This is a genomic window from Rhodoferax sp. (assembly GCF_010365055.1).
In the GTDB taxonomy this organism is placed as follows: Bacteria; Pseudomonadota; Gammaproteobacteria; order Burkholderiales; family Burkholderiaceae_C; genus Rhodoferax.
Genome location: NZ_JAAFHA010000029.1, coordinates 25787 through 39789 on the forward strand (window position 1 = coordinate 25787; position 14003 = coordinate 39789).

The 14003-nt window shown below is 60.4% G+C and carries 9 protein-coding genes, 1 tRNA gene and 1 pseudogene; 2 read left to right on the forward strand and 9 right to left on the reverse strand.

Features of this window, described 5'->3' with window-relative positions:
• Positions 1–90: 90 nt before the first annotated feature.
• From rpsA to gyrA, 6 genes are all read right to left on the reverse strand, one after another.
• Entirely contained in the window at positions 91–1893 is a 1803-nt protein-coding gene (gene rpsA, locus GZ093_RS08880) for a 30S ribosomal protein S1 (RefSeq protein ID WP_363260481.1), read from the reverse strand.
• 21 nt (positions 1894–1914) lie between these two features.
• The gene (locus GZ093_RS08885; protein ID WP_296485007.1) at positions 1915–3942 is read right to left on the reverse strand and encodes a bifunctional 3-phosphoshikimate 1-carboxyvinyltransferase/cytidylate kinase; all 2028 of its coding nucleotides are present in this window, start codon (positions 3940–3942) and stop codon (positions 1915–1917) included.
• On the reverse strand, positions 3942–4814 hold the full coding sequence (locus GZ093_RS08890) for a prephenate dehydrogenase/arogenate dehydrogenase family protein (RefSeq protein WP_296485010.1): 873 nt from the start codon (positions 4812–4814) through the stop codon (positions 3942–3944). The genes GZ093_RS08885 and GZ093_RS08890 overlap by 1 nt, the downstream gene beginning before the upstream one ends.
• Complete coding sequence (gene pheA / locus GZ093_RS08895; RefSeq protein ID WP_296485013.1) at positions 4815–5897, reverse strand: prephenate dehydratase; 1083 nt, start codon at positions 5895–5897, stop codon at positions 4815–4817.
• A 46-nt stretch (positions 5898–5943) separates the two neighbouring features.
• Positions 5944–7035, reverse strand: coding sequence for a 3-phosphoserine/phosphohydroxythreonine transaminase (gene serC / locus GZ093_RS08900; RefSeq protein ID WP_296485015.1), 1092 nt, complete (start codon positions 7033–7035; stop codon positions 5944–5946).
• A 67-nt stretch (positions 7036–7102) separates the two neighbouring features.
• On the reverse strand, positions 7103–9748 hold the full coding sequence (gene gyrA, locus GZ093_RS08905) for a DNA gyrase subunit A (protein ID WP_296485018.1): 2646 nt from the start codon (positions 9746–9748) through the stop codon (positions 7103–7105).
• 260 nt (positions 9749–10008) lie between these two features.
• On the opposite strand from gyrA, the gene ompA reads away from it, so the two are divergent.
• Together ompA and GZ093_RS08915 are read left to right on the forward strand one after the other, a co-directional pair.
• Positions 10009–10641 carry an outer membrane protein OmpA gene (ompA, locus tag GZ093_RS08910; protein WP_296485020.1) on the forward strand — a complete coding sequence of 211 codons (633 nt, stop codon included), beginning with the start codon at positions 10009–10011 and terminating at the stop codon, positions 10639–10641.
• Positions 10642–11008: 367 nt separating this feature from the next.
• Complete coding sequence (locus GZ093_RS08915; protein WP_296485022.1) at positions 11009–11758, forward strand: YdcF family protein; 750 nt, start codon at positions 11009–11011, stop codon at positions 11756–11758.
• Between the two features lie 236 nt (positions 11759–11994).
• On the opposite strand, the gene GZ093_RS08920 is transcribed toward GZ093_RS08915, so the two are convergent.
• The 3 genes and pseudogenes from GZ093_RS08920 to GZ093_RS08930 all read right to left on the reverse strand — a co-directional run.
• A tRNA-Met gene (locus GZ093_RS08920) sits at positions 11995–12071 on the reverse strand.
• A gap of 51 nt (positions 12072–12122) precedes the next feature.
• On the reverse strand, positions 12123–12902 hold the full coding sequence (locus GZ093_RS08925; RefSeq protein WP_296485026.1) for an enoyl-CoA hydratase: 780 nt from the start codon (positions 12900–12902) through the stop codon (positions 12123–12125).
• 48 nt (positions 12903–12950) lie between these two features.
• A pseudogene (locus tag GZ093_RS08930) lies at positions 12951–14003 on the reverse strand (peptidase M61); the annotation flags it as partial.

Genomic DNA, 14003 nt, shown 5'->3' on the forward strand with positions numbered 1-14003 from the left:
CTCATCCCTAGAAGTTGCCAACACGACACTGCTCCGGCAGCCGCGAGGCTGCCGGAGCAGTGTAGATGCGGCAGATCTTTCTGCTGGCCTTTAGTTGTTGTCCAGCTTGGCGCGCAGCAAAGCACCCAGGCTGGTCGTGCCGGCGTTTTCGCGGGCAGAGGACTGACTCAAAGTGGCCATGGCTTCGTTTTGATCGGCCGCATCCTTGGCCTTGATGGACAACTGGATGTTGCGGGTCTTGCGATCCACATTGACCACCACCGCCGTGACTTCGTCGCCTTCCTTGAGCACGTTGCGAGCATCTTCCACGCGGTCGCGGGAGATTTCGCTGGCGCGCAGGTAGCCGATGATGTCGTCGCCGAGATCGATTTCAGCGCCTTTGGCATCCACGGTCTTGACCTTGCCGGTGACCACTTGACCCTTGTCGTTGATGGTGGCGAAAGTGGTGAACGGATCGGAATCGAGCTGCTTGATACCCAGCGAGATACGCTCACGGTCCACGTCCACGGCCAGCACCAGGGCTTCAACTTCCTGGCCCTTTTTGTATTCGCGCACAGCGGCTTCGCCGGTTTCGTTCCAGGATAGGTCAGACAGATGAACCAGACCGTCGATGCCAGCGGCCAGACCCACAAACACGCCGAAGTCGGTGATCGACTTGATCGGGCCCTTGACGCGGTCGCCGCGCTTGGTATTTTGAGCAAACTCTTGCCATGGGTTGGCCTTGCACTGCTTCATGCCCAAGGAGATGCGGCGCTTGTCTTCGTCGATCTCCAGCACCATGACTTCGACTTCATCACCCAGGGCAACGATCTTGGCGGGTGCAATGTTCTTGTTGGTCCAGTCCATCTCGGACACGTGCACCAGGCCTTCGATGCCCGGTTCGAGTTCCACAAACGCGCCGTAGTCGGCGATGTTGGTGATCTTGCCGAACATGCGGGTGCCTTGCGGGTAGCGGCGGTTGACGCCCATCCAGGGGTCGTCGCCCAACTGCTTGAGACCCAGGGACACGCGATTTTTCTCGGTGTCAAACTTGAGAATCTTGGCCGTGATTTCCTGACCGGCGGTTACCACTTCGCTCGGGTGACGCACACGGCGCCATGCCATGTCGGTGATGTGCAGCAAGCCGTCAATACCGCCCAGATCCACAAACGCACCGTATTCGGTGATGTTCTTGACCACGCCTTGCACGATGGCGCCTTCCTTCAGGGTATTCATCAGCTTGGCGCGTTCTTCGCCCATGCTGGCTTCGACCACGGCACGGCGCGACAGCACGACGTTGTTGCGCTTGCGATCGAGCTTGATGACCTTGAATTCCAGGGTCTTGTTTTCGTATGGAGACAGGTCCTTGGTCGGACGGGTGTCGACCAGCGAACCCGGCAGGAAGGCACGGATGCCGTTGACCAGCACGGTCAAGCCGCCCTTGACCTTGCCGCTGGTGGTGCCAGTGACGAATTCGCCGGTTTCCAGGGCCTTTTCCAGGCTCATCCACGAAGCCAGACGCTTGGCGGTGTCGCGCGACAGAATGGTGTCGCCGTAGCCGTTTTCGATGGAGCCAATGGCCACCGACACGAAGTCGCCGACCTGGACTTCGATTTCGCCCTTGTCATTCTTGAACTCTTCGAGCGGCACGTAGGCTTCAGACTTGAGGCCAGCGTTGACAACCACAAAGCTGTGCTCGATACGCACCACTTCAGCAGTGATCACTTCGCCTGGGCGCATTTCGGTGCGTGTCAAGGACTCTTCAAATAGGGCGGCAAAAGATTCGGACATGTTTTGATGCGGCGTGAACCGCAGGTTAATTTGCGGTTTTACCCGCGGGTTAGTTTGTTGAACCCCACCAGCAGTGCGCTTGAGCAGCGCGAGAAGGCGGATGGGGGCCGGTGCAAAATCCAGTGGATCTTGCTCATGTGCCTCTCAGATCACTCTGAAAGGCTGTTTGCTTTGCCACCAGTCCAACACCAGATTGACCGATTCTTCAACCGTTAAATCCGAGTTATCAAGCAGCTTGGCATCTTGTGCTGGCTTGAGAGGCGCGACGCTGCGGGAGGTGTCCCGTGCATCGCGTGCTTCCAAGTCCGCGCGAAGAGCCAGGAGTGTAGCCGAAATACCCTTTGAAATCAATTGTTTATAGCGCCTCTGTGCTCTCTGTTCGGCGCTGGCGGTCAAATACACCTTGAGGGGGGCGTCAGGGAAGATGACCGTGCCCATGTCGCGCCCGTCGGCAACCAGCCCGGGCAATTGGCGAAAACTGTGCTGCAAGGCGATGAGCGCTTGGCGCACCTGGGGCAGTGCCGAGACTTTCGAGGCGTTCATGCCGGCTTCTTCGGTGCGAATGATCTCGCTGACCTCAAGACCATTCAAAAACACCTGATCTTGGCTGAACCGGATGGCCAGGCCTGGAATCAAGTCGGCGATCGCTTGCTCATGGGCGGACTCCAGCGCCAGGCCGGCCTGCACTGCGGCGAGAGCGGTGATCCGGTACAGCGAACCCGAATCGAGCAAATGGTAGCCCAGCGCCTTGGCCACGGCGCCCGCCAGGGTGCCTTTGCCGGACGCGGTCGGTCCATCGACACAAATCACGGGAATGGCCTCGGGTGAGGTCTGCGCGAGCGAGAACAGCGCTTCAAAGTAATCGGGAAAGGTCTTGGCCACGCATTGGGGGTCAACGAGGCGCACCGGCAGACCGGCCGGATTGAACGCGGCGAGTGAAAAACACATCGCCATGCGGTGGTCGTCATAGGTGTGGATGCTGGCGGCGCGCCAGTCGCTGGCCGTGGCTGGTGGCGTCACGCGAATGAAGTCTGCGCCTTCTTCGACGGTGGCGCCAAGCTTGCGCAACTCACACGCCATGGCGGCAATGCGGTCGGTTTCCTTGACGCGCCAGCTGGCAATGTTGCGCAGCGTGGTGCTGCCCTGGGCGTACAAGGCCATCACGGCGAGCGTCATGGCGGCGTCCGGGATGTGGTTGCAGTCCAGGTCAATGGCTTTGAGTGGCCAGCGGCCTCTGGATACTTCCAGCCAATTGGGGCCGCTGTGCACCTGCGCGCCCATCATCTGCGCGGCTTCGATGAAGCGGATGTCGCCCTGGATGGAGTCTGCGCCCACGCCTTCAATCCTTAAGCTTTTTTGGCAAAACCCCAAGTCCAGGCCTCTAGCCCCCGTCGCTATTGCGCCAGCAGCTATGAAATAGCTAGCAGAGGAGGCGTCGGCCTCGACGTGCAAAGTACCAGGGGACTGGAACTGACTGCCTGCGGGAATGGTGAAGCGCTGCCAGTCATCGCGGATCACTCGCACGTTGAAGCGCGCCAGCAGATTGAGCGTGATCTCAATGTAAGGGCGCGAAATCAGCTCGCCCACCACCTCAATGACGATGTCGCGGGTTGCGGCAACCAAAGGCAGCGCCATCAACAGTGCCGTGAGGAACTGGCTGGACACATCGCCGCGCACACGAATCGGCGCGTCCAGCGTCAAGCTCGGTTGGCCGATGTGCAGCGGCGGAAAGCCCTCATGGCACAGGTAATCGATGTGGCAGCCGATCTGGCGCAGGGCGTCGACCAGGTCGCCAATCGGGCGCTCGTGCATACGCGGCACACCGCGCAGTTCAAAGTCGCCACCCAGAATGGCCAGCGCGGCGGTGAGCGGACGAATCGCCGTGCCGGCGTTGCCCATGAACAACTTGGCGGATTTTTGCCTGAGTTGGCCACCCAGACCGTCAATCTCGACGGTGCTGCCGGATTGCCGCACACCACAGCCCAGCGCGCGCAAGGCATCTAGCATGACGCGGGTGTCGTCGGAGTCGAGCAGATCGCGCAGCGTAGTGCTGCCCGAACTCAGCGCCGCCAGCAGCAGCACGCGGTTGGAGATGCTTTTGGAGCCCGGCAGCACAACCGTGCCGGCCACCCCGGTGAGCGCTGGAATGTCAAGAAAGGCGGTTGCAAACATTATTTTTGCTGCTGCGCCATGCGCCAATGGGCGCGGGTGAGGCTCGCTTGTTCAATCAGGCCTTCCAGCGCGTCGCCATTGCCGCTGGAGATCATGAGTTCAAGCGCCTGCAAGTTGCGCTGGAAAATTTTGGTTTGCGCCAGCAGTTCTTCCCGGTTGGAGATCATGATGTCGCGCCACACCTTGGCGTCACTGGCGGCGATGCGCGTGAAGTCGCGAAAGCCGGGCCCGGCCAGCGACAGGTAGTCCTTGCCTTGCGGCTGGCCCGAGATGGCGTTCATCAGGGCAAAGGAAATCAGGTGCGGCAAATGGCTGACCGCTGCAAAGGCGGCATCATGCGACTCGGGTGACATCTGGACCACGCGGCAGCCCAACGCCGACCAGACATCGACTGCCTTTTGCAGCTGGAGGGTCAGGGTGCGCTCAATCGGTGTCAGGATCACCTGCCTGCCGCTGTACAGATCCGCATCGGCGTGTTCCACGCCGGAGACTTCTTTGCCGGCGATCGGGTGGGCCGGCACGAAAGAGCCGATTTGCTCGCGCAGGGCGCGACGGCCGGCATCAATCACGTCGCGCTTGGTCGAGCCCACGTCCATGATCAGCATCTGCGGCGTGACCAGGTGCTTGATCGATTTGAAAGTGGCCTCGCTGGCCGCCACCGGCACCGCGATCAGCACAATGTCGGCACCCGACACCGCTAGCAGGGCAGACGGCGCTTCCACATCAATCACGCCCATCTGGTAGGCCCGTTCCGTGGTCGAGGGTGACTTGCTGTAGCCGACGACGCGTTTCACCAGTCCGGCCCGTTTGAGCGCCAGCGCAAAGGAGCCGCCCATCAAACCGCAGCCAATCAGGCCTAGTTGTTCAAACATTCATTCACCTACAGGATAAGTGCCCAGCACTTTGCAGAAGGCACAAAGGCTCTGCAATTCAGTCAAAGCCGCGGCCACATGCGGCTGCGAGGGGTGGCCTTGCAGGTCGATGTAAAAATAATATTCCCACTGCCCGGAGCGCGCCGGGCGCGACTCAAAGCGCGTCATGGAGACGCCATGTTTCTTGAGGGGAACCAGCAGGTCGTGCACGGCACCGGGCTTGTTCGGCACCGACACGATCAGGCTGACGCAGTCATTGCCGGTGGCAAGCGGCGCCGCCAGCGTTTGCGGCAGGCAGACCACGGCAAAGCGCGTGCGATTGAAGGCGTCGTCCTGGATCGCGCGCGAGGCCACATGCAGGCCAAATTCACTGCCGGCGCGCTCACTGGCAATCGCGGCCCAGGCGGGGTTGGTGGCGGCCAGTCGGGCGCCCTCGGCATTGCTGGCGGCAGCCCGGCGCTCGGCGTGGGGCAAATGGGTACTCAGCCAGTCCTGGCACTGGGCCAGCGCTTGCGGGTGCGCATAGACCACTTCAATCTCGGCGAGCGTGGGTTTGAGCCGAAGCAGGTTGTGGCGCACCAGAAAACTGGTTTCACCGATGATGTGCAGCGGCGAGTTCAGCAGCAAATCGAGCGAGCGCGAGATAACACCTTCGGACGAGTTCTCGATTGGCACCACGCCAAATTCCGCGCTACCCGCCGCCGTGGCGCGGAACACTTCATCGATGCTGGCGCACAGCACGCGCTCGATGCTGGCGCCGAAGAACTGCAGCGCGGCCTGTTCGCTGAAGGTGCCGGCCGGGCCCAGATACGCGACCCGCTGCGCGGCTTCCAGGGCGCGGCAAGCCGACATGATTTCACGCCAGATCACGGCCAGGCTGGTGTTCTTGAGCGGGCCGGGGTTGGCCGCTTGCAGGCTGCTGATAACCTGGGTTTCGCGTTCGGGGCGAAACACGGCGGAGCCATCGATGCGTTTGATTTCTCCCACTTCATGGGCCAGCGAGGCGCGCCGGTTCAGCAGCGCCAGCAGTTCCAGATCAAGCGCGTCGATCTGCTCGCGCAGTTCAGGGAGGGTTTTCGCCATGGTGAAGACTTGAATGTTGCAGACGGGGTTCGGAGCAGCCGCTGGTTCAGCTGCGGCGCTTTTCAAATTCATGCAGGTAGTTCACCAGCGCCTGCACGCCCTCAATCGGCATCGCGTTATAAATGCTGGCGCGCATGCCGCCGACCGACTTGTGGCCCTTGAGCTGCAACAGGCCATGGTCGCGCGCACCGGTCAAAAAGGCGTCATTGAGGCCTTCGTCGCGCAAGAAAAAAGGCACGTTCATGCGCGAGCGGCAGTCGGGCGCCACCTTGTTGACGTAGAGCTGCGAGTTGTCAATCGCGTCGTACAACAGCGCCGCCTTGGCCTGGTTGCGCGCCTCCATCGCGGGGATACCGCCCTGGCGCTTGAGCCACTGAAACACCAGGCCCGCGATGTAGATCGCGTAAGTGGGCGGCGTGTTGAACATCGACTGGTTGTCCGCCACCGTCTTGTAGTTGAAGGCGCTGGGGCACACCGCCAGCGCATGGCCGAGCAAGTCTTCGCGCACCACCACCAGCGTCAGACCGGCGGGCCCGAGGTTTTTTTGTGCGCCGGCAAAGGCCAGGCCCACGCACGACCAGTCGAGCGGGCGCGACGCCACATGCGATGAACAGTCGACCACCAGCGCGGCGTCACTGCCCAGCGCCCGCAGGTCAGGCAAGGTCTGGTATTCAACGCCGTCAATGGTCTCGTTGCTGCAGATATGCACGTAGCTGGCGCCGCGAGTCAGTTGCCAGCTGGCAGGGTCCGGCAGCGAGGTGCGGCCGTCCAACTCATTGCTGGCCGCGATGTTGACGCTGCAATACTTGCGTGCTTCCTGCTGCGACTTCTGGCTCCAGCTGCCGGTCACGACAAAGTCGGCGCTGCCAGAGCGAGAAATATTCAGCGGGACAATCGCGTTCTCGGCCAAGCCGCCGCCCTGCATGAACAGGACTTTGAAGTTGTCCGGCACCGCGAGCAGTTCGCGCAGATCCAACTGCGCCTGCTCGTAAATGGCGATGAACTCCTTGCCGCGATGACTCATTTCCATCACGCTCATGCCGCTGCCGTGCCAGTCGAGCATTTCAGCCGCGGCCTCGGTCAGCACTTCTTGCGGCATGGCCGCCGGTCCGGCGGAGAAGTTGTAGGGTCGGTTCATCAATAATTTAAGGTTAATCGGGCGCTAGCCCGCGTCCAATAAACATATGCAGCTATCGAATTGATATCTATTCGTCGGTGCTGTCGGTGTCGGTGGGCTCGTCGCCTGCAGCCTCATCGGCCAGGGGAATCGCGTCGTTTTCGACGATCCGCTGCAGCCCGCTCAATTTGGAGCCTTCGTCGAGACCGATCAGGGTCACGCCTTGGGTGGCGCGGCCCAGTTCACGAATTTCCGACACGCGAGTGCGCACCAGCACGCCCTTGTCGGTGATCAGCATGATCTCGTCGTCGGCATGCACCAGCGTGGCTGCCACCACTTTGCCGTTGCGCTCGGATTGGGTGATGGCAATCATGCCCTTGGTGCCGCGGCCATGGCGGGTGTACTCGGTGATGCTGGTGCGCTTGCCGTAGCCGTTCTGGGTTGCGGTCAGCACGCTTTGCAGCTCGTCTTCAGCCACCAGCATGGCAATCACGCTCTGGCCGTCTTCGAGATTCATGCCCTTGACGCCGCGTGATTGGCGGCCATGGGCGGTGACTTCGTCTTCGTTGAAGCGCACCGCCTTGCCACCGTCGCTGAACAACATCACATCGTGTTGACCATCGGTGACGGCGGCGCCGATCAGGTAATCACCTTCGTCCAGGTTGATCGCGATGATGCCGACTTTGCGCGGGTTTGAAAAATCGTCCAGCGGGGTCTTTTTGACCGTGCCCATGGAGGTTGCCATGAAGACAAAATGGTCGGCCGGAAAGCTGCGCTTGTCGCCGGTCAAAGGCAACACGACACTGATTTTTTCGCCCTCTTGCAGCGGGAACATGTTGACGATGGGGCGCCCGCGTGAACCGCGCGAACCCTGCGGCACTTCCCACACCTTGAGCCAGTACAGCCGGCCCCGGTTGCTGAAGCACAGGATGTAATCGTGCGTGTTGGCAATGAAGAGCTGGTCGACCCAGTCGTCTTCCTTGGTGGCGGTGGCTTGCTTGCCGCGCCCGCCGCGCTTTTGTGCCCGGTATTCACTGAGCGGCTGGCTCTTGATGTAGCCGCTGTGTGAGAGCGTTACCACCATGTCGGTGGGCGTGATCAGGTCTTCGGTGCTCAGGTCAAACGAGCTGTATTCCACCAGGCTGCGCCGCGCGCCCACCTTGGTTTGACCAAACTCGGTCTTGATGGCGGTGAGTTCTTCGGTAATGATGATAGATACGCGCTCGGGCTTGGACAGAATGTCGAGCAGGTCTTCGATCTCGCCCATGACCTCCTTGTATTCGGCGACGATTTTGTCCTGTTCCAGCCCGGTCAGGCGCTGCAGACGCATTTGCAGGATTTCCTGCGCCTGGACTTCTGACAGGCGGTACAGGCCGTCGTTGCCCATGCCATACGTCTTCTCCAGGCCGTCCGGGCGGTAGTCGTCGGCGTTGATCACGCCACCGTCAAGCCGGGTGCGGGTCAGCATTTCACGCACCAGTTTGCTGTCCCAGGGCTTGGACATCAGTTCGACCTTGGCCACCGGGGGCGTCGGGGCGTTGCGGATGATGGCAATGAATTCGTCGATATTGGCCAGTGCAACGGCCAGGCCTTCGAGCACATGGCCGCGCTCGCGCGCCTTGCGTAGATTGAACACCGTGCGCCGGGTGACGACCTCGCGGCGGTGCTGCAAAAACACTTGGAGCAGGTCTTTGAGGTTGCACAACTTGGGCTGGCCGTCGATCAGCGCCACCATGTTCATGCCGAAGGTGTCCTGCAACTGCGTTTGTTTGTACAGGTTGTTGAGCACCACCTCGGGTACTTCGCCGCGCTTGAGTTCAATCACCAGCCGCATGCCGGATTTATCAGACTCGTCCTGGATGTGGCTGATGCCTTCGATCTTCTTCTCGTGCACCAGTTCGGCCATGCGTTCTTGCAGCGTCTTTTTGTTGACCTGGTAGGGCAGTTCATCGACGATGATTGACTGGCGCTGGCCTTTGTCGATGTCTTCGAAGTGCACCTTGGCGCGCATCACCACCCGACCGCGGCCGGTGCGGTAGCCATCCTTGACGCCCTGGATGCCGTAAATGATGCCGGCTGTGGGGAAGTCGGGGGCGGGCACAATCTCCATCAACTCATCAATCGAGGCCTCCGGGTTGCGCAGCAGGTGCAGGCAGGCATCCACCACTTCGTTGAGGTTGTGGGGCGGGATATTGGTCGCCATGCCCACCGCAATGCCGGACGACCCATTGACCAGCAAATTGGGAAACCGGGCAGGCATGACCAGCGGCTCGTGTTCGCTGCCATCGTAGTTAGGACCGAAATCGACAGTCTCTTTGTCCAGGTCAGCCAGCAACTCGTGCGCGATCTTGGACATGCGGATCTCGGTGTAGCGCATCGCCGCCGCGTTGTCACCATCGACTGAGCCGAAGTTGCCCTGGCCGTCCACTAACATATGACGCAGGGAGAAGTCCTGCGCCATGCGCACAATGGTCTCATAGACCGCGCTGTCGCCGTGCGGGTGATACTTGCCGATGACGTCGCCTACGATACGGGCTGACTTTTTGTAGGGCTTGTTCCAGTCGTTGCTAAGCTCGTGCATGGCAAACAGCACGCGCCGATGCACCGGCTTCAAACCGTCCCGCGCATCGGGCAGGGCGCGCCCCACAATCACGCTCATGGCGTAATCTAAGTAACTGCGCCGCATTTCCTCTTCAAGGCTGACGGGCAAGGTTTCTTTGGCGAATTGGGTCATTGGGCGCTCAGGGCTAGGGCAGGATCAAGTGCAATCTGGCATTCTAATGGGCGTCTGGCTGGCTTGCCCTGTGGCTTCGTGGCAACAACGGCGTGCATTTATGGGCTGTTCTTGTAGGATGCCATGCCGAAGCCCCATTTGGCCTTCTAGGCGAAAAGGCGCTGTGGCACAATACATTTAACGTTTCAGGTGATTGGCATCTGAAGCGTCTTTAAATTTTCGCAGCGCTGCTGCGGCTTTTTTCCCCAAAAGGAGAACACATGAAGAAATTGAATAAAGTGGCAATGCTGGTTGCTGCCGCAGCGTTTGCAACTGTCGCTGGCGCCCAAACTATTGACAACTGGCAAAGCGCCGGCGGTGATATCTGGAAGAATTCCACCGGCCTGTGCTGGCGCGATGCCAACTGGACTCCCGCTACGGCAGCCGTTGGCTGCGATGGCGCCATTGTGGCCCAAGCTGCACCAGCGCCCGCACCGGTCGCTGCGCCTGCTCCTGCAGTGGTCGCACCAGCGCCCGCACCGGCACCTCAGCCAGTTGCTGCCACTAAAGTGACCTACGCCGCTGACGCCTTCTTTGACTTCGACAAGTCGGTACTCAAGCCTGAAGGCAAGGCCAAGCTGGATGATCTGGTTGGTAAAGTCAAAGACATCAACCTGGAAGTCATCATCGCTGTGGGTCACACCGACTCCATCGGCACCGATGCCTACAACCAGAAGCTGTCGGTTCGCCGTTCTGAAGCTGTGAAGGCTTATTTGGTGTCCAAGGGCATCGAGAAGAACCGTGTTTACACCGAAGGCAAGGGCGAGCTGCAACCAGTCGCTGACAACAAGACCAAAGAAGGTCGCGCCAAGAACCGCCGCGTTGAAATCGAAGTGGTCGGTACGCGCAAGTAATCAGAACTTGCAGCACCATTAGCCTTCGGGCTGATAAAAAAAGCCCCGCAACAGCGGGGTTTTTTTTATGGGTCCGCCCAGCATGGACACACGCCTGCTGGTGCAGGTCCCGTCCGCAGATTGAGCATGACGAGCGAAGTCAAGCTCAACTGCAGGAAGGGAACCGAGTGCAAAGAGGAAGAAAGCATGGAGCGAAAAACCACAAGCCGATGAACAATGATCGCAATGAACGCGTTGCCGGGCAGGGCGAACGAGTGATGGCTCCGCTGCGTTGCTTGGGCACCAAGCTGCGTTCGACGGTCAACAAGGTTCCGTTGTGAAAATCTGCCGGTGCCGCCATTGACATGAGAACTGTCATACTCGTCCGATGATTTACCTACACAGACTGCTACCACTGGCACTGTCGCCTATCGCGCTGATTCTGTTGCTGATGGCGTGGGCTGCGTTCAGGCGTTCGCGCGTTGCAGCTCTGCTGGCAATCGTGCTGCTTTATGCAGCCAGCGTGCCTGCGCTGTCAGACCCCTTGTTCCGCGCAGTGGAGCAACAGCAATTGCGATTGATGCCTGAATCGGTTGCGCCGGCGCAGGCCGTGGTGGTGTTGAGCGGGATGATGCTCCATGTTCCCGGCAAGCAGGCGGTCGTACCCGAATGGGGGGAGGCGGTCGACCGTTTCTTTGGTGGGGTGGAACTGTACGCTGCGGGTAAAGCGCCCCGGCTGGTGTTCACCGGTGGGCTGCTACCTTGGCAGGGTGACCAAGAGCCTGAAGGTCAAGTGCTGCGGCGCATGGCTTTGCGATTGGGCGTGCCAGCTGACGCCATGGTGGTCAGCGGCCCGGCACAGAACACAGAGCAGGAATCCACCGCAGTGAGGCGGTTGCTGGAACCGGCTGTGCAGCGCATCGTGCTGGTCACTTCGGCTTTTCACATGTCACGCGCAAAGAGCTTGTTCGAGCAGGCGGGCTTTGTCGTGACGCCTTATCCCGTGGACTTCCGTGTGGAGGTGCGAGGAACTACACCCATGGATTACCTTCCCGACGCGCGCGCATTTTGGAGGACGGACCTTGCCGTGCGTGAGTTGTTGGGGCGGGCTTACTACGCGCTCCGAGCGATATTCTGAGAAAGCATGTGGGGTGCTGGCTGTCACCATGAGCGCACTGAGGCGCGACCTGTGGAACGGGCCAGACCTGTTCCAACGATCCTAGATGTTTTGTCGGAGCTTGTTCGGAACATCAGATAGCACGGCCAGGAGCCAGTCACAAATCGTCTTACACTGGCTGTCAAATCCCGCAAGTTAACAAAAAAGCCTGCTAACAATTAAGTAGCAGGCTTTCTATATCCCTTGCGGGCGCTGACTGGTGGCGCTTCACGGATTCGAACCGCGGACCTGTGGATTATGATTCCATCGCTCTAACCGACTGAGCTAAAGCGCCGAAGCCCTGCATTATAGCCAGAAGCGTGACCCTAAGCCCCGCCTTGAGTACTTATTCGTGCGAGAAGTTCGCCTTGCGTTTGTTCAAAAAGGCGTCCATGCCTTCTTTCTGGTCCGCGGTGGCAAACAGCGCATGGAATAGGCGGCGCTCAAAAATGATGCCATCGCTCAGCGTGCCTTCAAATGCCCGGTTGACCGATTCCTTGGCGGCCATGGTGGCAATTTGCGAGTATTCGGCAATCCTCAGGGCCGCCCCGAGCGCTTCATCCATCAATTTATCATGCGGCACCACGCGGCTGACCAGGCCCGCGCGCTCGGCTTCCAGCGCGTCCATCATGCGGCCGGTGAGCACCAGGTCCATGGCCTTGGCCTTGCCGAGCGCGCGTGGTAGCCGCTGCGTGCCACCGGCGCCGGGAATGATGCCGAGCTTGATTTCGGGCTGACCGAAGCGCGCGTTATCCGCGGCGATGATGAAGTCGCACATCATCGCCAACTCGCAGCCGCCGCCCAGTGCAAAACCGCTGACGGCCGCAATGACCGGCTTGCGCACACTGCGAATCTGCTCCCAGTTGCGCGTGATGAAGTCGCCTTTGTAGGCGTCGGCAAAGCTCAGTTGCGCCATGGCGCCAATGTCCGCGCCGGCGGCAAAGGCTTTTTCGCTGCCGGTGATGATCATGCAGGCAATTGCCGGGTCGCTGTCAAAGGCCTTGAGCGCCGCACCCAGCTCGGTCATCAACTGGTCGTTCAGCGCATTGAGCTGCTTGGGGCGGTTCAGGGTCAGGATGGCAATCTTGTCGGCCTCGGTGCGAATGGTGATCAACTCGTAGTTCATGGTGCTCTTTCGGATGAGGGTTAAAAATGAGGTGGTTCGCTGAAGGTCTCAAGACCCATTTAGCCATTGGCCGATCAGTTGACTGTCGCGTGCCGCCAGGCGCCAGGTGGTGATCGATTTAGGCAGTGCCAGGGGTAGTTTCAGCAAACGCTTGTCACGCGCGACCAGTGCGCAAACTTTGCTGGCATTGGCAGCGTAGAGCAGCAGATCATCGAGTTTGTTGATGCGCCAGGCGCTGATTGATTTGGCCGGTCCCACTTCAAGGCCCAGCCATTCGTCGCCAGCCGCCAAGCCTGCCTGTTCGGCCGCGCCGCCGCGCAGCACGATCTTGATCTGCACGCCGGCCGTCTCTGTCACGCGCAAACCTAAGCGCTGCGCGAGTTGGGCCGGCTCTTCCAACACCTTGACGCCTTGCGCTGCGAGCAACGGCCGCAGCGGCAGGTCCGTGGTGCCATGCACCCACTGGGCGATCTCAAGGGCAAACGAGCGCCCGCCCAAGGCTTGCAGCACCGCCAGCAGATCCCCTTCGGTCATCGGGCCGCCCTGGCAGCGCAGCCACAAGGCGCGCATCACCGCATCCAGTGAGGTCTTACCCTCTTGCCGCAGCGTCAGGTCCAGACACAGGGCCACCAGCGAGCCCTTGGTGTAGTAGCTGACTGTGGCGTTGGGGGTGTTTTCGTCCTGCCGGTAGTACTTGACCCAGGCATCCATGCTGGCTTGTGCCACGCTTTGCACGGCACGCCCAGGCGTTTGCAGCACTTGGTTGATGGTCTTGGTGAGCAGTTTCAGGTAGGCGGCGTCGTCTATCAGATGGGCGCGGCGCAGCAGCAGATCGTCGTAATAGCTGGTGAAGCCTTCAAAAAACCAGAGCAGTTGCGTGTAGTTTTCTTGGCCATAGTCGTGTTGGGCGAACTCGACCGGGCGCAAGCGCTTGACGTTCCAAGTGTGGAAGTACTCGTGGCTGATCAGGCCCAAGAGCGTGCGGTAGCCTTCAGACGGTTGGTCGGGTGCCGGGTCGGCGCTGGGTGCGCGCGTCGTGTTGGCCATGCGTGGCAGGTCCTGACGTTTGCAGATCAGTGCGGTTGAATTGCGGTGCTCCAG